This is a genomic window from Neorhizobium lilium (genome assembly GCF_004053875.1).
GTDB classification, from domain to species: Bacteria; Pseudomonadota; Alphaproteobacteria; order Rhizobiales; family Rhizobiaceae; genus Neorhizobium; species Neorhizobium lilii.
Genome location: NZ_SBIP01000003.1, coordinates 131138 through 154639, shown reverse-complemented (window position 1 = coordinate 154639; position 23502 = coordinate 131138). Strand labels below are relative to the sequence as shown.

General features: G+C 60.3%; 24 protein-coding genes and 1 tRNA gene. 9 read left to right on the top strand and 16 right to left on the bottom strand.

The features are described from left to right. Positions 1-75: 75 nt before the first annotated feature. From EPK99_RS13275 to EPK99_RS13265, 3 genes are all read right to left on the bottom strand, one after another. A complete protein-coding gene (locus EPK99_RS13275; RefSeq protein ID WP_128443568.1) occupies positions 76-1068 on the bottom strand; it encodes a BMP family lipoprotein in 993 nt (330 codons plus the stop codon). A gap of 238 nt (positions 1069-1306) precedes the next feature. Continuing rightward, the gene (msrA, locus tag EPK99_RS13270) at positions 1307-1957 is read right to left on the bottom strand and encodes a peptide-methionine (S)-S-oxide reductase MsrA (RefSeq protein WP_128443567.1); all 651 of its coding nucleotides are present in this window, start codon (positions 1955-1957) and stop codon (positions 1307-1309) included. Positions 1958-2097: 140 nt separating this feature from the next. Next, a complete protein-coding gene (locus tag EPK99_RS13265; RefSeq protein ID WP_128443566.1) occupies positions 2098-2424 on the bottom strand; it encodes a hypothetical protein in 327 nt (108 codons plus the stop codon). Positions 2425-2630: 206 nt separating this feature from the next. Here EPK99_RS13265 and EPK99_RS13260 point away from each other — a divergent pair. Then, positions 2631-2720 (top strand) — tRNA-Ser (locus EPK99_RS13260). A gap of 228 nt (positions 2721-2948) precedes the next feature. On the opposite strand, the gene EPK99_RS13255 is transcribed toward EPK99_RS13260, so the two are convergent. Continuing rightward, on the bottom strand, positions 2949-3182 hold the full coding sequence (locus EPK99_RS13255) for a hypothetical protein (RefSeq protein WP_128443565.1): 234 nt from the start codon (positions 3180-3182) through the stop codon (positions 2949-2951). A 461-nt stretch (positions 3183-3643) separates the two neighbouring features. On the opposite strand from EPK99_RS13255, the gene EPK99_RS13250 reads away from it, so the two are divergent. Together EPK99_RS13250 and EPK99_RS13245 are read left to right on the top strand one after the other, a co-directional pair. After that, positions 3644-3904, top strand: coding sequence for a hypothetical protein (locus EPK99_RS13250; protein ID WP_128443564.1), 261 nt, complete (start codon positions 3644-3646; stop codon positions 3902-3904). Between the two features lie 572 nt (positions 3905-4476). Next, positions 4477-5172, top strand: coding sequence for a Crp/Fnr family transcriptional regulator (locus EPK99_RS13245; RefSeq protein ID WP_164901774.1), 696 nt, complete (start codon positions 4477-4479; stop codon positions 5170-5172). A gap of 14 nt (positions 5173-5186) precedes the next feature. Here the strand turns inward: EPK99_RS13245 and EPK99_RS13240 are convergent, their stop codons facing one another. The 9 genes from EPK99_RS13240 to EPK99_RS13200 all read right to left on the bottom strand — a co-directional run bounded on the left by EPK99_RS13240 (position 5187) and on the right by EPK99_RS13200 (position 15910). Continuing rightward, positions 5187-6194 carry an NAD-dependent epimerase/dehydratase family protein gene (locus EPK99_RS13240; RefSeq protein ID WP_128443562.1) on the bottom strand — a complete coding sequence of 336 codons (1008 nt, stop codon included), beginning with the start codon at positions 6192-6194 and terminating at the stop codon, positions 5187-5189. Positions 6195-6287: 93 nt separating this feature from the next. Next, the gene (locus EPK99_RS13235; RefSeq protein ID WP_164901773.1) at positions 6288-6683 is read right to left on the bottom strand and encodes a response regulator; all 396 of its coding nucleotides are present in this window, start codon (positions 6681-6683) and stop codon (positions 6288-6290) included. 402 nt (positions 6684-7085) lie between these two features. Continuing rightward, the gene (pncB, locus tag EPK99_RS13230; protein ID WP_128443560.1) at positions 7086-8390 is read right to left on the bottom strand and encodes a nicotinate phosphoribosyltransferase; all 1305 of its coding nucleotides are present in this window, start codon (positions 8388-8390) and stop codon (positions 7086-7088) included. A gap of 276 nt (positions 8391-8666) precedes the next feature. Beyond that, positions 8667-8996, bottom strand: coding sequence for a flagellar basal body-associated FliL family protein (locus tag EPK99_RS13225; protein ID WP_425374200.1), 330 nt, complete (start codon positions 8994-8996; stop codon positions 8667-8669). Between the two features lie 95 nt (positions 8997-9091). After that, on the bottom strand, positions 9092-10042 hold the full coding sequence (locus tag EPK99_RS13220) for a 2-hydroxyacid dehydrogenase (protein ID WP_128443559.1): 951 nt from the start codon (positions 10040-10042) through the stop codon (positions 9092-9094). A 17-nt stretch (positions 10043-10059) separates the two neighbouring features. Further along, a complete protein-coding gene (locus EPK99_RS13215) occupies positions 10060-11688 on the bottom strand; it encodes an ABC transporter ATP-binding protein (protein ID WP_128443558.1) in 1629 nt (542 codons plus the stop codon). 4 nt (positions 11689-11692) lie between these two features. Further along, a complete protein-coding gene (locus EPK99_RS13210; RefSeq protein ID WP_128443557.1) occupies positions 11693-12838 on the bottom strand; it encodes an ABC transporter permease in 1146 nt (381 codons plus the stop codon). Then, entirely contained in the window at positions 12838-13917 is a 1080-nt protein-coding gene (locus EPK99_RS13205) for a microcin C ABC transporter permease YejB (protein WP_128443556.1), read from the bottom strand. Before EPK99_RS13205 ends, EPK99_RS13210 begins: the two co-directional genes overlap by 1 nt. A gap of 154 nt (positions 13918-14071) precedes the next feature. Then, positions 14072-15910 (bottom strand): extracellular solute-binding protein, encoded by a 1839-nt coding sequence (locus tag EPK99_RS13200; RefSeq protein ID WP_128443555.1) that lies wholly within the window; start codon positions 15908-15910, stop codon positions 14072-14074. 162 nt (positions 15911-16072) lie between these two features. On the opposite strand from EPK99_RS13200, the gene mepA reads away from it, so the two are divergent. The 6 genes from mepA to EPK99_RS13170 all read left to right on the top strand — a co-directional run bounded on the left by mepA (position 16073) and on the right by EPK99_RS13170 (position 22036). Further along, positions 16073-17125 carry a penicillin-insensitive murein endopeptidase gene (mepA, locus tag EPK99_RS13195; protein ID WP_128443554.1) on the top strand — a complete coding sequence of 351 codons (1053 nt, stop codon included), beginning with the start codon at positions 16073-16075 and terminating at the stop codon, positions 17123-17125. A gap of 102 nt (positions 17126-17227) precedes the next feature. Beyond that, complete coding sequence (locus EPK99_RS13190; RefSeq protein ID WP_128443553.1) at positions 17228-17602, top strand: methylglyoxal synthase; 375 nt, start codon at positions 17228-17230, stop codon at positions 17600-17602. A 19-nt stretch (positions 17603-17621) separates the two neighbouring features. Beyond that, a complete protein-coding gene (locus EPK99_RS13185; protein WP_128443552.1) occupies positions 17622-18647 on the top strand; it encodes a glucokinase in 1026 nt (341 codons plus the stop codon). A 113-nt stretch (positions 18648-18760) separates the two neighbouring features. Beyond that, positions 18761-20542, top strand: coding sequence for an ABC transporter ATP-binding protein (locus EPK99_RS13180; protein ID WP_128443551.1), 1782 nt, complete (start codon positions 18761-18763; stop codon positions 20540-20542). 18 nt (positions 20543-20560) lie between these two features. Beyond that, on the top strand, positions 20561-21379 hold the full coding sequence (gene dapB / locus EPK99_RS13175) for a 4-hydroxy-tetrahydrodipicolinate reductase (RefSeq protein WP_128443550.1): 819 nt from the start codon (positions 20561-20563) through the stop codon (positions 21377-21379). A gap of 21 nt (positions 21380-21400) precedes the next feature. After that, complete coding sequence (locus EPK99_RS13170) at positions 21401-22036, top strand: 2,3-bisphosphoglycerate-dependent phosphoglycerate mutase (protein WP_128443549.1); 636 nt, start codon at positions 21401-21403, stop codon at positions 22034-22036. Positions 22037-22047: 11 nt separating this feature from the next. On the opposite strand, the gene EPK99_RS13165 is transcribed toward EPK99_RS13170, so the two are convergent. From EPK99_RS13165 to phnF, 3 genes are read right to left on the bottom strand one after another with little or no spacing between them, the layout of a single operon-like run. Then, positions 22048-22383: a BrnA antitoxin family protein gene (locus tag EPK99_RS13165; protein ID WP_128443548.1), complete on the bottom strand. Its 336-nt coding sequence runs from the start codon at positions 22381-22383 to the stop codon at positions 22048-22050. 48 nt (positions 22384-22431) lie between these two features. Further along, positions 22432-22674 (bottom strand): BrnT family toxin, encoded by a 243-nt coding sequence (locus tag EPK99_RS13160; protein WP_342633741.1) that lies wholly within the window; start codon positions 22672-22674, stop codon positions 22432-22434. Between the two features lie 44 nt (positions 22675-22718). Then, a complete protein-coding gene (gene phnF / locus EPK99_RS13155) occupies positions 22719-23438 on the bottom strand; it encodes a phosphonate metabolism transcriptional regulator PhnF (protein WP_128443547.1) in 720 nt (239 codons plus the stop codon). Positions 23439-23502 lie beyond the last annotated feature (64 nt).

The following is a 23502-nucleotide window of genomic DNA, read 5'->3' as shown; positions in this document are numbered from 1 at the left end:
GCTTCGCCTTTCCGCCCATGCTATGAAAAAGGGGCGCATCGCCATGCCGGCCACGCGCCCCTTGGGTCCAATGCCTCACTTGGGGCAGGAATTGTCCGTCATGTAGTCGTGAACCTTGACGGTGCCCGAAATGATGTCGGCCTTGGCCTTATCCACGGCAGCCTGCATTTCAGGCGTGATCAGCGGCTTGTTGTTCTCGTCGATGGCTGCTGCAACGCCGTCTTCCTTGACCCCCAGCGACTGCACGCCGGCGGTGAACTTGTCTTCCTTGGTGTCCTTGAAGGCGTTGTAGACAGCAAGGTCCACGCGCTTGACCATAGAGGTCAAAACGGAGCCCGGATGCAGGAAGTTCTGGTTGGAATCGACGCCGATCGAGAACTTCTTGTTGTCGGCTGCCGTCTGCAGCACGCCGAGGCCGGTTGCGCCGGCTGCCGCGTAAACGACGTCCGCGCCCTGGTCGATCTGGTTCTTGGTCAGCTCGCCGCCGCGAACCGGATCGTTCCAGGCAGCACCGGTGGTGCCGGTCATGTTCTGGAAGACCTGCGCGTCGGCCTTGACGGCCTTGACGCCCTGGACGTAGCCGCAGCCGAACTTGCGGATCAGAGGAATGTCCATGCCGCCGATAAAGCCGACCTTGCCGGTCTTGGAGGCCATTCCGGCCAAAACGCCCACAAGGTAGGAGCCCTCTTCTTCCTTATAGAGCACGGAACGAACGTTCTTCAGGTCGACGGAGGCGTCCACAATGGCGAATTTCGTGTCAGGATATTCAGCGGCAACCTTTTCCATCGCGGAGGTCCAGGCGAAGGACACTGCAACGACCGGGTTGAAGCCACGGCTCGCAAAGTTGCGAAGCGCCTGCTCGCCCTGCGTGTCGCTGGTCGGCTCGAAATCGCGATAGTCGGTCCCCGTCTCCTTCTTGTACTTCTCGGCGCCGGCATAGGCCGCCTCATTGAAGGATTTGTCGAACTTGCCGCCAGTCCCGTAGACCAAGGCGGGCTTGATATCCGCCGCAAGCGCTGTGGTCGACATGGCAGCCATGGCAAGAAGGCTCAAAAGGGTTTTCTTCATTGTGCAGCCCTGTTTTTCTATTGTTAGGTTCGTTCGCAGGCCGGCCGAGAGGCACGATCCGCGGTCACCTGCCCCCCTCTTAGAAGGCTTGGCTGGGCGGCACTCTTGCATGGACGTTGGAAAATTTCACGAGATTTTTTTCACCTGGTAGAAAACGATCATCCGGCTGACATGAAAACGAAAAAGCCTCGCATGTGACCAACATGCGAGGCTTTTCGAACAGAATGCGGTTCACCAATCAGCCGGCTGGGCAGGCAACGCCCGTTCCGCGCAGACCACAGTAACCGCCAGGGTTTTTGGCGAGATATTGTTGGTGGTAATCTTCCGCATAATAAAACTGTTCCGCCGGCGCGATCTCGGTGGTGATACGCGTCTTGCGGCCCGCCGCATCAAGCGCTGCCTGGAAAGCCTCCAAGGCCCGTCTTGCTTCTGCCTCCTGCTCCGGCGTCGTCGTATAGATGGCCGAACGATAGGTCGTGCCGATGTCATTGCCCTGGCGCATGCCCTGGGTCGGGTCGTGCTCCTCGAAGAAGATCTTCAGCAGTTGGCGGTAGGTGACCACGGACGGATCGAAGACGACCTTCACCATTTCCGCATGACCGGTGAGCCCTGTCGTGGTCTCATTATAGGTCGGATTTGGCGTGAGCCCGCCCGCATAGCCAACGGCGGTCACGTAAACGCCAGGGGTTTTCCAGAACAGCCGCTCGGCGCCCCAGAAACATCCCATGCCGAAATAGGCGACTTCGAACCCTTGCGGATAAGGCCCGTCCAGGGGCTTGCCGTTGACGAAATGCGTGTCTGCCGTCGTCACCGGCGCATCGCGGCCGGGAAGAGCCGCATCCGCAGACGGCATGACCGTCTTCTTGTTGAACATGTCGATCAGGAACATTCTTGCCTCCTACAGCATGCCGCGCAAAGTTGCGTATCGGTTTTGCGTCAATGATATGTAACAAAACAAAGACTTATAGCGCTAAGCGAACCCGAAAGATTGCAACACGCTTTAGCTCAGTGGCTCCGCGCCCTTGCTGCCTATGCTGAAAACCGTCCCGCGAAAGGCTCCCTCCTGTAGCCGGCGATCCAGAAGATCAGGGCAAGCAGGAGGAAAACGGCGAAAGCGGGCTGGGCCAGTATGGGCGCGATATAGGGCCGCCATATGTCTGCACTGATATAGTGATCGGCACCAAGCTCCGCCAGGGTCAGGCTTTCCGGATCCAGGCTCAGCCAGGCATTGCCAAGGCTGGTGAGTGTGAGTCTGGAGCCCGATACCGACTGAATAGAATCGACCGTGCCGGCGATAATGGCTGCAAGGAGCGCGAAAAAGCTCAAGCCATGCAAGAAGAACCGCACTGCCGCCACAAGGTCCTCCTCCGCGCTCCGAGACCGGACGATCCGCCCGTCAATCAAGATAGCGGGCAAGATAACGATGCCTCTTCTTCTTGGCAATGACGGCGATTACAGCGGTGACTGTCAAAAATCCTTCAGATTCCGGTTGATCCCAGGAAATTCATCGGTATATATCGCGCCGACCGCTGCTTCGCCTCTGGCATGCAGCCCTTATCAAAGGACAGGTGGCCGAGTGGTTGAAGGCGCACGCCTGGAAAGTGTGTATACGTGAGAGCGTATCGCGGGTTCGAATCCCGCTCTGTCCGCCATATCTTTTCCGGAACACATCGAAATCTCAATTGGGTTTAAGACGGCTCGGAGCGCTTCCCCACTTTCATCCGTGGCTTGCTGCGAATGATGACGAACGCTGGTGTAGTTTTGTCACGCCTTCGGTCGCAGCCGAATGGCAGTCGCGATATCGAGTTCTAAGCATTGTCAGAACGCAAAACGCCCGCCAATCCATTCAAGGAGAGGCGGGCGCTTCGCCGGGGTATCTCTTAGGGCCACTGACCGCTGACTAGGCACCCAATGGCTTCCCAACCGCTATATTCATACCAGGCATAGTTAGGGTCTTTGCACCCCTGGGCAAAACTAGCCGTCTGCACCATAGAGGACTTCGCCACATGCTCGGCTCCTAGCGGTGCGGCGATGCGCGGGATTGATGCCGAGGCGCTAGATACCGCAAGCGCGACCACGGCGGCGGCGGTGAGACCAATTTTGAATTTCTTCATAGCTAATCCTTTCCTCTTCCCCAGCCACACACACTTCAACGCAATGGCGCTAACGCCGTCAACTAGTACAGATGGCCTACCTCGCTGGTCTGCGGGAGTTCCCGAGCCTTCCATGGACTTAACGAGAACGTCGGAGAGTTTTTGAAGATTGCGCGCCATGCCTTCCCCACGTCCTAAATCGGATGATGGAAAACATTGCGAACGACCTTGAACAGATCAAGCAAGCAAGAAAGGAAAGAGAAACAAGGCAGGTGAACGACTGCGAACAATGGCGGTTAGAAATTCAACGGACGCTCTGTCCGCCATATTTCCTTTTTCCATTTCCTATTTAACTAGGTTGCAACGCAAGACGTCGTGCCGGCGTACTCGCCTTTAAAGCTTTGACAATTTATGCGCGCCGCGCTCTTTGCAGAAGCGGCATTCTGACCGGTGCCACCGCTAGCTGTGCCAAAGGAGCTCGTATGTCCAACGCCCCGAAAACCGAACACTCCGAGTTCTCCGGCGAGTTCGAGGACGACGGTATCACCGTTCTCGTCGATATCTTCCGGCCCGCCGGGACCAATGGCGACTGGACGATGGAAGTCATCTCCCAGACCGAAGTCGTCACCTCCTGGGAAGAGCCATTCGCGACGGATAACGATGCCTGGCAGGAGTTTCTGGCCACGGCAGAACGCGATGGCCTGAAGAGCTTCCTGGAAGACTCGGATCCCTCCGTGCATTGACGGGCAAGTCTACGGAACGTAGGCCACCGTCGCCATGTCCTAACCTTTCCAACCTTTGTCTCGGCAGAAATCTTCGGCAGCCTTGATTCCCGTGTTTCTATCGGGGAAAGGGCCAAGCAGCTTGATCTCCTGCCGGAAGCTTACAAGGACCGATTTCGTAAGGACATCATAGATGATCCTCATCCCTGGTTCGTACGGGCCCGACTGCATCATGCTGCTCTCCGCTTGAAAGCAGCAGTCCGATGCTTATTCCCAATGCCACGGCTCACGTTCTTCATGCCATGGTACGGTAGCGTACAAAGGGTCTTTGTCCAGTGCAGCAAGCATGCAGACAGGAGATGGTTGGGGAGGTTATGCTGCATCCAAGTCTTCAAGCAGATCCTGACATATGTCGAAAACACCCTCGGCATATTTGACAAACCCGTGCTGCACTCTTTCGTTCCTGCATCCGATGACTAACGAGGCGACGCTGCCGCCCTTCGGAGCAGGGGCAAGGGCAATGCAACGAATTTGCGCCTTGGGTTTTATCATTACATCCGTTGATGAATGTTTTGAGCCCGGAGCCATCGCCGATGTCCTTCACCGACAACACCCTTCTCGCCAGGTTGCGGCAGGAGGAACTGCAAGTCTTCGCGTCCGCGCTTGAGCGTATCGAACTTGCGCGCGGGGAAAACCTTCACGAACCCTTTCAGCCCATTGGCTTCGTCTATTTCTTTGAAAGTGGCCTTTCATCCGAAATCGCCCGCAATCCTCAAGGCAAGGGCATCGAGGTGGGCTGTGTCGGGCGCGAGGGGTTCTCGGGGCTGCCGCTCGTTTTGGGAGTCGATCGAAGCCCGCATCACTCTTTCATCCAGGCAGATGCCGTCGCGTGGCGCATCAGCGCCACCGAGCTTCACAAGGCTATGGAAGCCAGCCCGCCGCTGGCAAAACTTCTTTTTCGCTACATCCATGTCTTCATGATCCAGATCGCCTCCGCGGCGCTGGCGGACGGACGCTACGGCGTGCAACAGCGGCTTGCCCGGTGGCTGCTCATGTCGCAAGACCGACTGGGCAACGAACTGCCCCTGACGCATGATTTTCTGGGGCTGATGCTCGGCGTACGGCGCCCGAGCGTGACCGATGCGCTTCATTTGCTGGAAGGCAAGCACCTGATCAAGGCGGAACGGGGCCTGATCACCGTGCGCGATCGAAAGGGCCTGGAAGAGCTTGCGGGCGACGCCTACGGCGTGCCGGAGGCCGAGTATCGGCGCCTCATCCTGGAAGCATGACGAACGACCGGCTGCTAACCGATATCCTGCCGATGCTGGCTATACCATTCCAGAAAGGCGCCCACCCCTTCGGCAAGCGAGATCTCCGGCTTCTTTCCGGTCAGCGCGACCAGCAGATCGGGGCTCGCGAATGTGCGCGGCACGTCGCCCTTCTGCATAGGTAGCATTCTGCGCTTCGCGGGTTTGCCCATCAACCTCTCGATGGTCTCGATGAAATCGAGAAGGCCGACAGGCTGCCCGCCGCCGATATTGACGAGCCGGAAGGGTGCCTGATGCGACAGGGTGTCGATGTCAGGTACGCGATTGTCTTCGGACGGCAAGATCCTGGACAGGTCGATGATGGAGTCTACCAGATCGTCGATATAGGTGAAGTCCCGGCTCATCTTGCCTTCGCCGTAGATCTCGATCTCGTCGCCTTCGGTCATCGCCTTGACGAATTTGAAGAGCGCCATGTCCGGCCGGCCCCAGGGGCCGTAGACCGTGAAGAAGCGGAAGGCCGTCGTCGGAATCTTGTGCAGATGGGCGTAGCTGTGCGCCATCAGTTCCGTCGATTTCTTGGTCGCCGCATAGAAGGTCAGCGGTTCGTCGGCCTTGTCCGTTTCGTGGAACGGAATGCCGGGATTGGCGCCATAGACCGAGGAGGTCGAGGCAAGCATGAGGTGACCGACGCCGATATCGCGCGCCGCTTCAAGGATGTTCCACGAGCCGACAAGATTGGAGTCGAGATAGGCTTTTGGATTTTCCAGGCTGTAGCGCACGCCTGCCTGGGCTGCGAGATGGATGATCACGTCAGGACGGAAAGCGGAAACGTTATCCTTTACAAGCTCCCCGTCTTCCAGCATGCCCATGACGGCATGAAAGGACGGAAACTGGACCAGCGCCGCATTGCGCGCTTCCTTCAGACGCAGGCTGTAATACGGCGTCATCCCGTCGAAGCCGACGACCTCATGCCCCTCTTCCAGCAGGCGCCGCGCCAGATGAAAACCGATGAAGCCTGCAGTTCCGGTGATGAAATATCGCATGGATGATCCCGCCGTCGCCCTTACCCACTGCTCCCTTAGCCCGGCCTTCCAAGGAAGGGTAGTGTTTTGTCTCAACCACCCAATCGGTGCCGATCAATGAAAGAGCCGGAGCCTTGCTGGTGGCGTACCAGGTCTCCCATTCTTACGGTCCACCGCAAACTGGATGAGATCCATGGACGCCTGGTCCGTCAGGGGCTTGGCCATAACGCCGACGACGCCTGCGAGGCCCGAGGAGACGAGACCGGGATTGCCGGTGATCATGATGACCACGATGCCGAACTGAGCGAGGGTTTCGGCAATCGCAGGACCCGTTTCGCCATCCGCCAGTCGCACATCGACAAACGCTATATCCGTTTCGCGCGTGTAATTCAGCGCGACTTTCATATCCGGCGCAATGCCCACCACGTCATGACCGCTGCGGTGGACAGCATCTTCGATGTCCATGGCAACCAGCAGACTGTCCTCGACGATCAGGAAACGATATTCCACAAGGAGCCCTCCAAAAATCTGAGTGACAAATAGATAAGGATGCTGGCGTGGCAAGTGTCGATTGCCGCCCGCGCTGGTTTTTGCCTCATTATGGTGTACGGGCCTACGGCTCCGGCCCGGCTTGCCTTCCTAGAGTGGTTCAGGGCTAAATGGAAACAGTTCTGTTGGCTCAAGCGGGAGCAGATGCGAGGAGAGCGGCGCCGTGTCGTAGCCATAGCATACGGCCAAGCCGCTCGACATGGCAGATGACCCGCTTCAGCCAACCCGAAGGGCCGGGTGCTTTTGCGCCATTATCTTCGGCTTTCGTCTCGGCCATACCAGTGAGGTATGCCCTTCGCCGAAAGCCTTGATCCTGACGCAAAATCTCTCCTGCAGAACGATTCCATTTAGCCCTGAACCACTCTAGACGAAGACCGCCTGATCGACGCGATCTTCCTGGCCGAAAAATTTGAGATACCGTTCTACTTCGGCAGGCTCGCCGGTCGCCTTCTGCGGATTGTCGGATAGCTTGACCGCCGGGCGACCATTCGCGTCGCTGACCTTGCAGACGATGGAGATCGGCTTCAGGCCATCGATCTCCTTCGGCGCGCAGCCCGAAAAGTCGTTGGTGAGATTGGTGCCCCAGCCGAAGCTCATGCGGACGCGGCCTTCGAAGTGGCGATAGGTATCGACGATCGCCTCGACATCCATGCCGTCCGAGAAGATGAGCAGTTTTTCCTTCGGGTCGCGGCCCATCTTCTTCCACCATTCGATGATCTTCTCGCCGCCCTCGATCGGCGGCGCGCTGTCCGGGCGGAAGCCGGTCCAGTCGGCGACCCAGTCCGGCGCATCGCGAAGGAAGGCAGCGGTGCCGTAGGCATCGGGCAGAACGATCAGCAGATTGCCGTGATAAAGCCGGTTCCAGTCCTTCAGGACCTGGTATGGCGCGGCGCGCAGTTCCTCGTCGCTATTGGCAAGCGCCGCCGCCACCATGGGCAGCTCATGCGCATTGGTGCCGACCGCTTCGAGATCGGAATCCATCGCCAGCAGGACATTGCTCGTGCCGGTGAAGGCCGGGCCGATGCCTTCCTTCAACGCTTCGACGCACCAGCGCTGCCAGAGGAAGCTGTGCCGACGACGCGTGCCGAAATCGGAGATGCGCAAGCCGGGCAGAGTGCGCAGGCGCTCTACCTTTTCCCACATCTTGGCCTTGGCGCGGGCATAGAGCACGTCCAGCGTGAAATAGCCCAGCGACCGCATGGCGGCGCGGGAGCGCATTTCGTTGATAATGGCGAGTGCTGGAATTTCCCACATGGTCGTGTCCATCCACTTGCCGTGGAAGGTCAGCTCATACTGACCGTCATGTTTGGACAGCTCATATTCCGGCAGCTTATAGGTGGATAGCCAATTGAGGAACTCCGGCTCGAAGATCTGCTTGCGGCCGTAGAAGGTGTTGCCGGCGAGCCAGATCATCTCCTTCTTCGACAGCGAGACGGTGCGGGCGTGATCGAGCTGTTCGCGCAGAGCCCCTTCGTCGATCTCTTCGGCCAGCTTGACGCGGGTGGTGCGGTTGATCAGCGAAAAAGTGGCGTTGACCTCCGGATAGAGCTTCCAGATCATCTGCAGCATGAGGAGCTTGTAGAAGTCCGTGTCGATCAGACTGCGAATGATGGGGTCTAGCTTCCAGGTGTGGTTGTAGACCCGGCTCGCAATATCGGTCTTCGTCATGCCTGCCCCTGGTCCGATCCTCCCGGGATCAGCTCTGCCGATTTACCTAAAGCGTGTCGCGATCTTTCAGATTCGCTTCCACGCTTTAAGCCTTTTGTTTTATCGCATGTCGTTTACGCAAAACCGATACACACTTTTGCGCGACATGCTGTAGTGGATGCCTCAGGTGCACCTCCGGGCGCATCTTATGGGAAATTAGGCTGGAGAAGTCCAGACAGCAAATCGGCCGCAACGACGACGGCCGATGGCAGTTTCAGAATGCACGGGGCAATACGGTTAGTTGCCCGTCTGGCCGTTGCTTCCAGATGCAGCCGGCGGCACGGCGGCCGGATTGGCAGACGGCGTAGCGTTGGGATTGGCCGGAGTATTGTCGCCTGCGGGCGGCGTTGCGGTGCGTTCAGCCGGCGGCGCAGTCGATTCACCCCACCACTCGGCACCGCCCCAGGCGACGGCGGCAAGCACAAGGCCCGCCACCAGAACCATCAGCACCGGCCTTCCCGTGCTTCCCTGCCTTGCCTCGGTCGCGCTCATGGGCTGTTCGGGCAGCGTACCGGGCGGGGTCGTGCCCCGGGTCTGACCTGCCTTCGGATCCAGATTGCTGTTCATGACCTTGCTCCTTGCGGGCCGGATCGTCCAGCCGATGCACGACAAACGAGCACTACTGGTTAAGGTTCCCTCAAGGTGTCAGGGATGAGCCAAGATCAGTAGCCGGATTTCCGATCCACGACATGAAGCAGCGGTTCGCCCGCCTCATGCCGGTCCATCTGCTCCTCGGCATTGCGGAACAGCGCCTTGACGTCGGAGGCCGAAGCCGCATGCGGCGTGATCAGAACATGCTCCATCCCCCATAGCGGGCTTTGCACTTCCAGCGGCTCCTTCTCGAACACATCCAGCGACGCTCCCGACAGGACGTCGCTGTTGAGGGCTGCCACAAGATCCGGCTCGACCTGACTGCCTCCGCGGCCGGCATTGATGAAAACGGGGCCGCCCAAGGCGCCCTTCTTGCGGAGCTTGCCGAACAGGGAAGCATTGAAGAGACCGCGCGTATCCGGCGTCAGCGGCAGAAGACCGACCAGGATGTCCGTCCTGCCCAGGAAGGCGTCGAGGCCGTCTGCATCGTAGGTCTCGATGCCTTCGATCGCCTTGCTGCTGCGCGACCAGCCGATCACGTCAAAGCCCATGATCTTCAGCTTTTGCGCCGCATCCTGACCGAGCACACCCAGCCCCATGACGCCGACCGTCACGTCGCTTGCCTGCGGCTGCGGCTGTTCGCGCCACTGGCGTACCCGCTGCTGCCTGAGATAGGCCGGCACCTGCCGCAGATGGGACAGGCATTGCAGCACGATCCATTCGCTCATGCGGGTGGTCAGGGTGTGGTCTACGAAGCGGACGATCGGGATTTCCGGCAGGTCAGGCAGCGTGAGGATCGAGTCCACGCCGGCGCCGCCGGAAAACAGAACCTCGAGATTGGGTGCCCGGCGGAACAGATCCGAATCCGGCTTCCAGAGCAATGCATAGCGTGCGCCGGAAAGGTCGGCCGACTTGTCGGAGGCATGCAGGACCTGACGCCCCTTGAACGCATCCGTCAGTGCGCTGTCCACCTCGCGGCGCTCGAACTTGAGATCGATGACGACTGCACCTTTATCCGACACGACGATTCCCCTTGCGTTTATTGGCCGATGACTTCGTGCTCCACGGCTTCGAGATTGAAGGCCGCGGCCATAAGCGCCCGGGTATAATCTTCCCTGGGAGCGCGGAATATCCGCTCTGCCGGCCCCTCTTCCACGACCTTGCCCAGCCGCATGACGATGACGTGGTTGGCGAGCGCCTTCACAACTTTCAGGTCGTGGCTGATGAAAAGGTAGGCGAGATCGTGCTTTTTCTGCAGGTCGCGCAACAGGTCCACCACCTGCGCCTGAACGGTCATGTCAAGGGCCGACGTGGGCTCGTCGAGCATGACGAAACGCGGCTTCAGCACCATGGCGCGGGCGATGGCGATGCGCTGCCGCTGGCCACCCGAGAATTCATGCGGATAGCGCCAGCGGGTAGCGGTGTCGAGCCCCACTTCCCCAAGTGCCCAGGCAACGCGTTCGTCGCGTTCGTCGGCAGAAAGCGCCCGTTCGTGCACCTTCAGCCCTTCGGCAATGATATCGCCCACGGACATGCGCGGGCTGAGCGAGCCGTAAGGATCCTGGAACACGACCTGAAGCTTGTCGCGCAGGGGCCGCATCTGGCGGAAGCTGTAGTTTTCGATCTCGTTGCCGATGAAAGCGATCCGCCCCCTGGAGGCGATCAGGCGGGCAAGGGCGAGACCCAGCGTCGTCTTGCCGGAGCCGGATTCGCCGACCACGCCCAGCGTCTGCCCGGCGCGCAGGGTCAGATCGACACCGTCGACGGCCTTCACATGATCGACCACCCGGCGCATGAAGCCAGCCTTGATGGGAAACCAGACGCGGATGTCCTTGCCTTCCATGACGACAGGACTGTCGGGATCGACCGGCGGCGGTTCGCCCCGCGGCTCCGAGGCAAGGAGATGCTGCGTGTACGGGTGCTGGGGCTTTGCAAAAACATCCTCGACCGTGCCGGTCTCGACGATCTTGCCCTTGGTCATGACGCAGACGCGATCGGCGAACTTGCGTACGATGCCGAGATCGTGGGTGATGAACAGCATGGACATGCCATGCTGGCCCTTCAGATCCTTCAAAAGCTCGAGGATCTGCGCCTGCACGGTCACGTCGAGCGCCGTCGTCGGCTCGTCGGCGATCAGCAGCTTTGGACGGTTGGCGAGCGCCATGGCGATCATCACCCGTTGCCGCTGCCCGCCGGACAACTCGTGCGGATAGGCCGACAGCCGCTTCTCGGGATCGCGGATGCCAACCTGATTGAGCAGTTCGAGCGTTCTTGTGCGGACCGCGCGACCGGAGATGCCCTTGTGAAGTTCGACAACCTCGCCAATCTGCCGCTCCACCGTATGAAGTGGGTTGAGCGATGTCATCGGCTCCTGGAAGATCATGGTGATATCGTCGCCGCGGACTTTGCGCAGTTCTGGCTCCGTCGCAGCAAGCAGGTCGCGGCCCTCGAAAAGGATCTGCCCGGAAGGGTGGCTGGCCGCCGGATAAGGCAGGAGCTTCAGGATCGAATTGGCGGTGACGGATTTGCCGGAGCCCGACTCGCCGACAAGGGCCAGGACCTCCCCCGGCAGGATATCGAAGGAGACCCGATCGACGGCAAGGCTGACATTGCCGCCCTGATGGAAGGCAACCGACAGATCGCGAATGGACAGCAGCGTTTCTGTCATGGCCTCACCCGAATGTCTTTCTGGGGTCGAAGGCATCGCGGACCGCCTCGCCGATGAAGATCAGCAGCGAGAGCATGATCGACATGGTGAAAAAGGCGGAAAAGCCGAGCCAGGGCGCCTGGAGATTGTTCTTGCCCTGCTGGATCATTTCCCCCAGCGAAGGCGAGCCGGGCGGCATGCCGAAACCCAGAAAGTCGAGCGAGGTCAGGGTTGCGATCGATCCGGACAGGATGAAGGGCAGGAAGGTCAGCGTTGCGACCATGGCGTTCGGCAGCAGATGGCGTGACATGATGGTGAGGTTGCCGACCCCAAGCGCGCGGGCGGCGCGCACATATTCGAAATTGCGGGCGCGCAGGAATTCGGCCCGCACCACGCCGACCAGGCTGACCCAGGAGAAGAGGAGAAGGATGCCGAGCAGAATGAAGAAGCCCGGCGGCAGGATGGAGGCGATGATCAGCAGGATGTAGAGCACCGGCATGGCCGACCAGATCTCGATGAAACGCTGCATCAGCAAGTCCGTCCAGCCACCGAAATAGCCCTGTACGGCACCAGCCCCGATGCCGATTATGGCTGAGCAGATGGTGAGCGCCAGTCCGAACAGGACGGAGATCCGGAAGCCGTAGATCGTGCGGGCCATGACGTCGCGCGCCTGGTCGTCCGTGCCCAGCCAGTTGAGATTGCCGAGGATGCAGTTCGGATCCTGATCCTTCTGCGGATAGGCGGCACAGCGTTCCTCCTTGTCCATCAGCCAGAAGGGCTTGGTCGGAGCCGAATGCGGAATGTTCGAATTGACCGTCTGGTAGGAATAGCGGATCGGCGGCCAGATCATCCAGCCGTTCGCCTCGATCTCCTGAGCGATGTAATCCGACCGGTAGTCGGTTGTTGCCAGGAAACCGCCGAACTTCTCTTCCGGATAATCCACGAAGACGGGATAGAGAATCTCGCCCTTGTAGGAGGCGACGATCGGCCGGTCGTTGGCAATGAATTCCGCGCACAGGCTGAGCACGAAGAGCACCATGAACAACCAGAACGACCAATAGCCACGCTTGTTGGCCCGGAAATTGGCGAGCCGCCTGCGATTGGTCGGCGTGATCCAGGGACGCTTCTGCGGCGGCGCCTTGGGCAATGTTGCTGTAGAGGACGCCTCCATCAGACATCCCTCCGCTCGAAGTCGATGCGCGGATCGATCCAGGTATAGATGAGGTCGGAGACGAGGTTCACGAAAAGGCCGAGCAGCGAAAAGATGAAGAGCGTGCCGAACACGATCGGATAATCACGGTTGAGAATAGCGAGATAGCCAAGCCGTCCCAGGCCATCCAGCGAGAAGATGTTCTCGATCAGCAGCGAGCCGGTGAAGAAGGCCGAGATGAAGGCGCTCGGGAAGCCGGCGATGACGATCAGCATGGCATTGCGGAAGACATGGCCGTAGAGAACCTGCCGCTCCGTCAGGCCCTTGGCGCGGGCGGTGGTGACGTACTGCTTCTTGATCTCGTCGATAAAGGAATTCTTGGTGAGCAGGGTCGTCGTTGCGAAGGCCGACAGCGACATGGCGATCAGCGGCAGCGCGAGATGCCAGAAATAGTCGATGATCTTCTGCCACCAGGAGAGGTCGGCAAAATTATCCGAGACAAGGCCGCGCAGCGGAAACCAGTTGAAGAAGGAGCCGCCGGCAAACAACACGATCAGCAGGATGCCGAACAGGAAGCTCGGGACGGCATAGCCGACGATGATGACGCCCGAGGTCCAGACGTCGAAGGTGGAGCCGTCCTTGACGGCCTTGCGGATGCCGAGCGGGATGGAGATCAGGTACGAAGCCAGCAGGATCCAGATGCCGAGCGAAATGGAGACCGGCATCTTGTCGATGATGAGGTCCAGCACCGGCGTGTTGCGGAAGAAGCTTTCGCCAAAGTCGAAGCGGATATAGTTCCACATCATCTGCAGGAAGCGGGTCAGAGGCGGCTTGTCGAAGCCGAACTGCTTTTCGAGCTTCTTGATGAATTCCGGATCCAGCCCCTGGGCACCACGGTATCGGCTGTCCTCGCCGCCACCCTGGTTCGCCATGTCGGCGCTGCCGGACAGGCGGTCTCCGCTGTCCTGGCCCTGGAGCTGGGCAATCACCTGCTCGACCGGTCCGCCGGGTGCGAACTGCACGACGAGAAAGGAAATCGCCATGATGCCAACAATGGTTGGTATCATCAGCAGGACGCGACGGAGAATATAGGCGCCCATCAGGCGGCTCCAACGCTTGTCGCCGAGGATTGCCGCGCATGTTTCTCAGCCAAAATCAAAAACCGTTTCCCTGTACCATGCGAATCACAGCGCTTATTTGGACCAGTTGCCGGCTAGTGGTGCAAGCCTCACTTGCTCACCATACTTGCCCACTTTACTTGTTGGCCTGCTTCGACCACCAGCTCTCGGGAAAGCCTATACCGTATTCCGGCAGCGTTTCAGGTCGGGCGATGCGGTTCCAATAGGCGATCTTTGCTTCGCCCGAATAGAAGAGCGGCACCACATAATGGTTGGCGAGCAGAACGCGGTCCAAAGCTTTTACCGCGGCCAACTGATCGTCGCGATTAGGCGCAGAGGTGATTTTACCAATCAGCGCATCGATGGCCGGATCGGCGATACCCGCATAATTTCGCGATCCCTGCCGCTCTGCGGATCGTGAGCCCCAATATTCCGCCTGTTCGTTGCCCGGGTTCATCGTTTCCGCCCAGACCGCCCAGATGACGTCGTAATCGAAGCTCCGGGTGCGGTTGACATACTGCGAGGCATCTACGGTGCGGATGCGTGCTTCGATGCCGATCTTCTTCAAGCTGGCAACATACGGATTGACGGAACGCTCCTGCGAGGCGCTGCTGAGCAGGATTTCGAAGCTCAACGGCTGGCCTGTCTTTGCGTTGACCATGCGGTTGCCTTTCAGCTCCCAGCCGGCTTCCTTCAGCAGGCCGATTGCCGTGCGGAAGTTATCGCGAACCTTGTTCGCATCGCCGCCGATCGGATTGGCATAAGGCGTGGTGAACACCTGCGGCGGGATCTTGTCCTTCAGCTCCTGGAGAATTTCCAGCTCTCGGCCCTGCGGCAGACCGGATGAGGCAAGCTCCGTGCCCCAGAAAAAGCTGTCGACGCGCTTGAGGCCGTTATAAGCAAGGTCTCGATTGAGGCTCTCAAAATCGAAGGCATAGTTCAGCGCCTCGCGCACACGCGCGTCCTTGAAGATGTCGCGGCGCAAGTTGGGAACCATCGCCTGCATGATCCCGGTCGCCTTGAACGGATTGGACAAAGCCTCCTTTGTCACACGGCCATCCTTCACCGCGTCGAAGTCATAACGGGTCGCCCAACGGCTGGAGCTGTTTTCCTGGCGATAATCGATAGTGCCGGCCCGGAAGGCTTCGAACTCGACGTCGGCATCGGAAAAATAGGTGTAGCCGATAATCCGGAAATTATTCTGGCCCCGGTTGATTGGCAGGTCCTTGCCCCAATAATCGTCCCGCAGTTCGTAGCGGATGGTGGACCCGGGCTGAAGCGACGCGATCTTGTACGGTCCCGACCCCAGTGGCGGCTCGAGCGTCGTGCGCGAAACATCGCGTTGCTTGCCCTGCGCATCCTGCCCCTCCCACCAGTGCTTCGGCAGGATCGGGAAGTCGCCGACGATGGAGGGGAGCTCCCGGTTGTTCTTTTCATCGAACCGGAACGTCACCTCGCGATCGCCGGTCTTTTCGGCCCCGGTAACGTGGCGATAGTAGCCGGAATACATGGCGCTGTGCTCTTTGAACTTCTCCAGGCTGAAGATCACGTCTTCCGGCGTGACAGGCTGCCCGTCCGCCCATTTCGCTTCCGGCCTCAGCCGGAACGTAGCCGACGACACATCATCCGGATAGGATATGGCGTCCGCCAGAAGGCCATACGTGCCAAAGACCTCGTCTTCGGATTTCTTCATCAGCGTGTCGTAGGCGAGAGAAAGCCCGGCAGCCGCAGCTCCCCGGTCGATCACCAAATTTAGATTGTCGAACGTGCCTTCGTCCGCAAGACGCAGTTCGCCCGACTTCGGCGCGTCAGGATTCACATAGGGAAGCTGTTTGAAGTCGGCCGGCAGCTTCAGATCGCCGATGACCGCGATTCCGTGCCGCCATTTCGGTTCCTCTGCATGCGATGCGGCAAACCCGAAGACCGTTGCCGTTAGAGCAATCGCGAAACCCGACACGAGACGAGCGACAAGCATTCAGACCCCTTCCACATTCGTTTGTTCCGGCAAGCATAGGGTAAAAGCAGGCAAAAAATAGGAGCCGTGCCTCACAACCGTCTTATCTGCAAACATATCTCTGTTTCACCAAGCCTGTTTTTCCCACTACACTGCAGGCGACAGATGATTTGGCGGACAGGCATGAGAGCGACTTCAGGAATTGCATTCAAATTGGCGGCCGCAGCGCTCGCCATCGGCATTCTCGGCAGCAGCGGAGCACAAGCACAGGATGCAGCTACAGCAAAGCAGCTGTTCGGCTCCGTCAAGCTGCCGACCCGGTCCGATCCGGAGCCGCTCGGCTTCTACGCCAAGGGCTGCATGGCGGGCGCAGTCGCCCTCCCCACTGACGGACCCACCTGGCAGGCCATGCGCCTGTCGCGCAACCGCCGCTGGGGCAACCCGGCGATGATCGGCTTTCTGGAGCAGTTCTCCCGCGACGCCGCCAGGCTCGGCTGGGGATCGGGCATATTGGTTGGGGACATTTCCCAGCCCCGCGGCGGCCCGATGATCACCGGCCATGCCTCGCACCAGATTGGGCTCGATGCCGATATCTGGTTCACGCCCAAGCCGGCGCAGCCGCTGAGCATTCAGCAGCGCGAGGACATGCCCTTCACATCCATGCTCGACAAGAGCAAGTTCCTGACTGTCGATCCAAAGCGCTGGGGCAGCACCAACGCCAAGCTGATCATGCAGGCGGCAAGCTATCCGCAGGTGGAGCGGGTCTTCGTCAATCCGGCCATCAAGAAGAAGCTGTGCGAGACCTGGACAGGTGATCGCAGCCTGCTCGGCAAGGTGCGGCCGATCTACGGCCACGACGAGCATTTTCATGTCCGACTGTCCTGCCCGCCCGGCTCCGCCACCTGCCAGAAGCAGGCGGAATCGCCGGCCAGCGACGACTGCAACAGCAAGGCCTTTGCCTGGTGGTTCACCAAGGAACCCTGGGCGCCACCGCCAAAGCCCGACCCCAACAAGAAGCCGGTCAAGCCCCGGCAGGTCATGCTGTCCGACCTGCCCAAGGCCTGCGCCGCCGTTCTCGCCGCGCCTTCGCGTGCCGAAGCGGACGCGACCTATGGTGGAAACACCATGGCCTATTCGCAAGAGCCGCCGGTTCCGGCTGCCGCAAAAAGCATCGACGCCGCAGTCACAGAACCTGCGGCCGACATTCCGTTACCGCAGCAAAGGCCGAACAGGTAGGGACTTGCCGTCGCGGAGTTTCCGCGGATGCCATCTTTCCAACCGGTTCCGGGCAGGCTAGAAGGCCAGCACAATCGATTGAATGTCTGGCGAGGAACCTTCATGTCTGTCCCACCCTGCATTGCGCTGATCGCGCATGACCAGAAAAAGGACGACATGGCGGAATTTGCGCGGCAGCATCAGGCGGCGCTGTCGCGTTTTCGCTTGGTGGCAACCGGCACCACCGGCGGCCGCGTTCAGGAGGCATGTCCTGGATTACAGGTTACCCGCCTCAAGAGCGGCCCTCTCGGCGGCGATCAGCAGATCGGCGCGATGATCGCCACCGGCGAAGTCAACATGCTCATCTTCTTCATCGATCCGCTCAGTGCCATGCCTCACGACGTCGACGTCAAGGCGTTGACGCGGCTGGCTACCCTCTACGATATTCCCATGGCGCTGAACCGGGCCACTGCCGCCAAGTTCATCGACTTCCAATAGGAAGGATTGCATCCGCCTCATGTCCGACGCCCATATCCAAGCCATGCCCTTTCCCATCCTGATCGGCGATATAGGCGGCACCAATGCCCGCTTCTCCATCCTTGCCGACGAGCATGGCGAGCCCCATGAGTTTCCCACGGTACAGACCGCGGAGTTCCCCACGATCGATGACGCCATCCGGCAGGTCGTGCTTGATGGAACGGCCGTGCGGCCTCGGTCGGCGATCCTTGCCGTTGCTGGGCCGATCGACGGCGACGAGATCGACCTGACCAATTGCGACTGGGTCGTGCGCCCGAAGACGATGATTTCCGAACTCGGCTTCGAGGATGTGCTTGTCGTCAACGATTTCGAAGCGCAGGCGCTTGCTATCTCAGGACTTCCGGAGCAGTACCGCGAAAGCCTGGGGACGGCCGGAGAGCCGCATGTGGCCTCGCGCGTCGTGCTTGGCCCAGGCACCGGCCTTGGCGTTGCCGGCCTCCTTCATGCGCGCGAGGCCTGGTTTCCGGTTCCCGGAGAAGGCGGCCATGTGGATGTCGGACCACGCTCCGAACGCGATTTCGAGATCTTTCCGCATCTCGAGCCGATCGAGGGGCGTATTTCCGCCGAGCAACTGCTGTGCGGCCGCGGCCTCGTCAACATTTACCGGGCTATCTGCCTTGCGGATGGGATCGAACCGGCGCTCAGCATACCGGCCGACGTGACGGCCCACGGCCTCAAGGGCGAGAACCTGCAGGCTGCGGAAACGCTGTCCCTGTTCGTGACCTATCTCGGACGGTTGGCCGGCGACATGGCGCTGATCTTCATGGCACGTGGCGGCGTGTATCTTGCGGGCGGGATTTCGCAGAAGATCATTCCGGCGCTTAAAGGTCCCGAATTCCGCGCAGGCTTCGAGGACAAGGCTCCCCATACGGAACTGATGAAGACGATACCGACCTTCGTCGTCACCCACCCGCAGGCAGCGCTTGCGGGCCTTGCCAGCTTTGCGCGCAAGCCATCGGCTTATGGAATTTCGACCGAAGGGCGCCGCTGGCGGCTCGAAAGATAATAGGCCGGAATGCAACAGCCGCAGCTAATCAGGATGCGTCGGTTGGCAAAGGGCGCGCCAAGGGTTTAATAGGCCTATCCCTCCGGCATACGAGCCCAAGGCAGGAAAGCAGATTGAAAGACACAAAGAGGCACGTCGATTCCGTCACCGTCGTCAGCGTGCTGAAACGGGTGATCGCCGAAAACGGCCGCGACCATGTCCGCGGCTATGCCTTCGCGATCTTCTGTCTCATCGCCGTCGCGCTTTCCACTGCCTTCACGGCGTGGATCATGGAATCCGTGGTCAACGAGGCTTTCGCGAACCGCAACGCAGACGTGGTCTGGCTGATCTGCGGCTCGATCCTGGCTGCCTTCATCGTACGCGGGTTCGCGACCTATGGCCAGGCGGTGACGCTGTCGAAGATCGGCAACAACATCGTCGCCCGATACCAGCGCCGGCTCTATTCCCACCTGATGACGCTGTCCGTCGGCTATTTTGCCGAAGCCCGTTCCGCTTATCTGGCGGCGCAGGTCAGCCAGAACGTCAACGGCATCCGCGACGTGCTCAACCTGACGGTGACCTCCACGGCGAGGGACCTGCTCACTCTGGTGTCGCTGATCGGCGTCATGGTGGCCAAGGATTGGGTGCTCTCGCTGATCGTGTTCGGCGTTGCGCCGCCGCTTCTCTACGCCTTGCGGTATGTGTCCAAGCGTCTGCGCGCCGCCACCCGCGAATCCGTCGAGGTCAACAGCCGGGTGCTGGGCGCCATGCAGGAGACGATCCAGGGTATCGCGATCGTCAAGGCCTTCACCATGGAGCAGGAGCTCGAGAACAAGGTCAACGGCATCATCGACACGGCCGAGCGACGCGCAAACCGGATCGCCCGGCTTTCCGAGCGCACCTCGCCTCTGACCGAGACCTTCGCAGGCTTTGCCATCTCCAGCGTGCTTGCCTATGCGGCCTTCCGATCGATCTACAACAACGTGCCGCCGGGTGCCTTCTTCGCCTTCGTGACAGCTCTCCTGATGGCCTACGATCCTGCCCGCCGGCTGGCCAAGCTGCAGGTCCAGATCGACCGCGCAGTGGTCAACGCGCAGATGATCTACGCTCTGCTCGACACACAGCCGGCGCAGCGCGAGACGCCGGATGCCAAGGACCTCGTTGTGACAGAGGCCCGTGTCGAGCTACGCGATGTCGTCTTTTCCTATGCGAATGGCGGACAGATCCTGCGCGGCCTCAACCTCGTGGCCGAAGGCGGACAGACAACGGCGCTCGTCGGTCCCTCCGGTGCTGGCAAATCGACGATCATCAACCTCATTCCGCGGTTCTACGACCCGACCGAAGGACAGATCCTGATCGACGGCCAGAACATAGCTGAGGTCACCAAGACCTCGCTCCGGCGGCAGCTCGCCTATGTCTCGCAACAGCCTTATCTGTTCGAGGGGTCCATCCGCGACAATATCCGCTACGGCCTTCCAACCGCCAGCGATGCCGATGTGGAGCAGGCGGCAAGGCTCGCCTATGCGCATGACTTCATCCTCGCGCAGCCGCAGGGCTACGATACGCCTGTCGGCGAAAATGGCATCACGCTGTCCGGCGGGCAGCGCCAGCGTCTGTCGATCGCCCGCGCCCTAGTGCGCAATGCGCCGATCCTGCTTCTGGACGAAGCGACCTCCGCGCTCGACAACGAATCGGAAGCCGCCGTGCAGAAGGCGCTCGACGTTGCCATGCGCGGCCGCACCGTTGTCGTCATCGCGCACCGCCTATCGACGGTCGTCAAGGCAGACAAGATCATCGTCATGCACGATGGCCGCGTCGTGGAAGAAGGCAGCCATGCGGTGCTTGCGCAGCGAAAGGACGGGCTTTACGCTCGCCTCAACAATCTGCAAGCGCCCGCCATCGGCATAGAAATCTGACAGCAAGGAACGTCCCGCATGACCGCACCAGACATGAAGCTCGTGGTCGTCGGCGCGGCGGGCCGTATGGGCCAGACGCTGATCCGTGTCATCCAGGAAACCGACGGCGTCATGCTTCACGCAGCGATTGAACGGGAAGGCTCGGCCTTTATCGGCAAGGATGCCGGCGAGCTTGCCGGCGCGGGCACGATGGGTGTGGCCGTGACCAGCGATCCACTAGAGGCCTTTCTCCATGCCGAGGGCGTGCTGGATTTCACAGCACCGGCCGCAAGCATCGGTTTTGCCGGCCTTGCCGCACAGGCCCGCATCGTCCACGTCATCGGCACCACCGGGTGCTCGACGGAGGACGAGGCGAAGTTCGAGGCAGCCGCCCGGCATGCACGCATCGTCAAATCGGGCAATATGAGCCTCGGTGTCAATCTGCTCTCTGTGCTGACGCAGCAGGCTGCAAAATCGCTTCCGTCCAAGGGCTGGGACATCGAGATCGTCGAAATGCACCACAAGCACAAGGTGGATGCGCCGTCCGGCACGGCGCTGCTGCTCGGCGAAGCCGCGGCGCGCGGTCGGGACGTGGATCTGGCAAGCCGGTCGGTGCGGGTCCGCGACGGACATACGGGTGCGCGGGAGAGCGGCACGATCGGCTTTGCCACCCTGCGCGGCGGTTCCGTCGTCGGCGATCATTCCGTCATTCTGGCGGGCGAAGGAGAGTTGCTGACCCTTTCCCACAGCGCGCGAGACCGTTCGATCTTTGCGCGCGGCGCCGTTGCAGCGGCACTCTGGGCGCGAGATCAGAAACCTGGATTTTACTCCATGCTCGACGTTCTCGGGCTTTCCTAGACATTCATTCGGAGGAATATGATGAGCGGTACCCTTGTCCTCGTTCGGCACGGCCAGAGCGAGTGGAACCTGAAGAACCTGTTTACCGGCTGGCGCGATCCGGAATTGACCCCCCTTGGCATCCAGGAAGCCGAGACCGGCGGGAAGGCGCTCGCCGATACCGGCATCAAGTTCGACATCGCCTTCACCTCGGTGCTGAAGCGCGCCCAGGATACGTTGAAGATCGTGCTCGACAAGGTCGGCCAGCCCGATCTCGAGACCATCCGCGACCAGGCGCTCAACGAGCGCGACTACGGCGATCTCTCCGGGCTCAACAAGGACGATGCGCGGGAAAAATGGGGCGAGGAACAGGTGCATATCTGGCGCCGCTCCTATGACGTACCGCCGCCTGGCGGTGAGAGCCTGCGCGACACCGGTGCCCGCGTCTGGCCCTACTACCTGACCGAGATCCTGCCGCGCGTGCTGCGCGGGGAGACGGTGCTGGTGGCGGCGCATGGCAATTCGCTGCGCTCGCTCGTCATGGTGCTCGACCGCCTGAGCAAGGAGGAGATCCTCAAGCTCAACCTCGCAACCGGCGTGCCGATGGTCTACACGCTCAACGCCGATTCGACCGTCGCCTCCAAGGCCGTCCTCGGCGACATGTCCGGCGCCCATTGAGTGTCATTGATCTACCGGGCCTGCTTGCCACTCCGGACCGACGCCAGCATTTCGCGGCGAAGTATGGCGTTCATGCGGGCCTGATAGCCTTTTCCCTGTGACTTCAGCCACTCCAGCACGTCCGCATCGACACGGGCAGTAATCTGCTGCTTGACCGGACGGTAAAGCCGTCCTCGCGCCATATGTTCAAGTTTGTCGTCAGCTAGGGCGGCAATATCACTGTAATCGATTTCCTCATCGGGAAGTTGCGACAGAGCCTCGAGTTCCGCCTTCTGCTTGTCCGTCAGGGGCGGAAGGTTATCGAGATCTACCTCATAGCGGATATTTTCAGCGCTCTTCTTCCTCATATCGTCGCCTTTCCTTTCGGTCGGCCATACGTGCCGAAATAATACGGATCACTTCAACTGGCTGATCATCGCCCTCTCCGTCGTCGTAGACTGTGTGGGCAACCAAGAGCACGGTGAACCATCTACCGTACCAAGGGCCTGCCAGTGCAGTTCGCCCTCTTCCACGCGGTCCTGTTCGATCAGGACGAAAGGATCTGCAAACACGCGCACAGCCGTTTCGAAGCTGACGCGATGCTTTTTGACATTGGCTTCCGCCTTATTGCGGTTCCACTCGAAACGCCTCAGGTTCATTACAAAAACATAATTATTCTTACGGCGTTATGCAACTGCCGTCGTCAGTTCTCGATGGTGAACTGCACCAGATCCGCGGGAAAGCGGGTGACGGAATATTGCACCGGCGCGCCGTCCATATCGCAATTGAGAGCGCGGGTGACGAGCACGATCGCGCCGGGCGAAAGCCCCAGGTCGGCAAGATCCTGGGCATCTGCGTGGACGGCGCTGATCTCCGTCACGGCGCGCACGTAATCCTTGACCCCGAATGCCTCGAAGGCGGCCGTGATCGAACCGGTTTTCGCATAAGCCTCGGCAATTCCACCAAACCGGTTCGCCGCAAACCATGACGAGGCTCGCGACACTGGCCGCCGGTCCGCCTTTCTCAAGGTTTCCAACCGGATCACCTTCGATCCGGCTGGAAGCTTCAGCCGCCCTGCGATATCCGGCGATGGCGTTTCTTGGGAGGAAGCGAGCAGCAGTCCCTCCTTCTCCCGTGCCTGGTCGCCTATGCCTTGTGTAAAGCGTGTCCGGCGCGAAATCGGAAAGTTGATCCGCTCCTTGCGTTCGATCAATGTTCCGCGCCCCTGGACGGCTCGCACTATGCCCTCCTCCGCCAGCGCCGCCAGGGCGCTTCGGACCGTGTGACGGTTCACGCCGAATTCCGATGCCAGCGTCAGTTCCGGTGGCACCTTGCCCTCCCGATCGTAATTGCCATCGGCGATCGACGTCCGGATACGATCAGCGATCTGTCGCCAGAGCGCGACGCCGTTTTGCCTTTGCACGATCAATTCCAGGTCCCTTTGTCATACGCTTGTTATGTCGGCGCGATACGGCTATGTTAACTTG

Coding starts and splice junctions, on each gene's coding strand:
- EPK99_RS13275 (WP_128443568.1), bottom strand. CDS start 1,068: ATGAAGAAAACCCTTTTGAGCCTTCTTGCCATGGCTGCCATGTCGACC.
- EPK99_RS13210 (WP_128443557.1), bottom strand. CDS start 12,838: ATGGAGGCGTCCTCTACAGCAACATTGCCCAAGGCGCCGCCGCAGAAG.
- EPK99_RS13165 (WP_128443548.1), bottom strand. CDS start 22,383: ATGAGGAAGAAGAGCGCTGAAAATATCCGCTATGAGGTAGATCTCGAT.
- pncB (WP_128443560.1), bottom strand. CDS start 8,390: ATGACGAAGACCGATATTGCGAGCCGGGTCTACAACCACACCTGGAAG.
- dapB (WP_128443550.1), top strand. CDS start 20,561: ATGACCGCACCAGACATGAAGCTCGTGGTCGTCGGCGCGGCGGGCCGT.
- EPK99_RS13185 (WP_128443552.1), top strand. CDS start 17,622: ATGTCCGACGCCCATATCCAAGCCATGCCCTTTCCCATCCTGATCGGC.
- EPK99_RS13215 (WP_128443558.1), bottom strand. CDS start 11,688: ATGACAGAAACGCTGCTGTCCATTCGCGATCTGTCGGTTGCCTTCCAT.
- EPK99_RS13205 (WP_128443556.1), bottom strand. CDS start 13,917: ATGGGCGCCTATATTCTCCGTCGCGTCCTGCTGATGATACCAACCATT.
- EPK99_RS13190 (WP_128443553.1), top strand. CDS start 17,228: ATGTCTGTCCCACCCTGCATTGCGCTGATCGCGCATGACCAGAAAAAG.
- EPK99_RS13200 (WP_128443555.1), bottom strand. CDS start 15,910: ATGCTTGTCGCTCGTCTCGTGTCGGGTTTCGCGATTGCTCTAACGGCA.
- msrA (WP_128443567.1), bottom strand. CDS start 1,957: ATGTTCCTGATCGACATGTTCAACAAGAAGACGGTCATGCCGTCTGCG.
- EPK99_RS13170 (WP_128443549.1), top strand. CDS start 21,401: ATGAGCGGTACCCTTGTCCTCGTTCGGCACGGCCAGAGCGAGTGGAAC.
- EPK99_RS13160 (WP_342633741.1), bottom strand. CDS start 22,674: ATGAACCTGAGGCGTTTCGAGTGGAACCGCAATAAGGCGGAAGCCAAT.
- EPK99_RS13240 (WP_128443562.1), bottom strand. CDS start 6,194: ATGCGATATTTCATCACCGGAACTGCAGGCTTCATCGGTTTTCATCTG.
- EPK99_RS13225 (WP_425374200.1), bottom strand. CDS start 8,996: ATGAACAGCAATCTGGATCCGAAGGCAGGTCAGACCCGGGGCACGACC.
- mepA (WP_128443554.1), top strand. CDS start 16,073: ATGAGAGCGACTTCAGGAATTGCATTCAAATTGGCGGCCGCAGCGCTC.
- EPK99_RS13250 (WP_128443564.1), top strand. CDS start 3,644: ATGTCCAACGCCCCGAAAACCGAACACTCCGAGTTCTCCGGCGAGTTC.
- EPK99_RS13245 (WP_164901774.1), top strand. CDS start 4,477: ATGTCCTTCACCGACAACACCCTTCTCGCCAGGTTGCGGCAGGAGGAA.
- EPK99_RS13255 (WP_128443565.1), bottom strand. CDS start 3,182: ATGAAGAAATTCAAAATTGGTCTCACCGCCGCCGCCGTGGTCGCGCTT.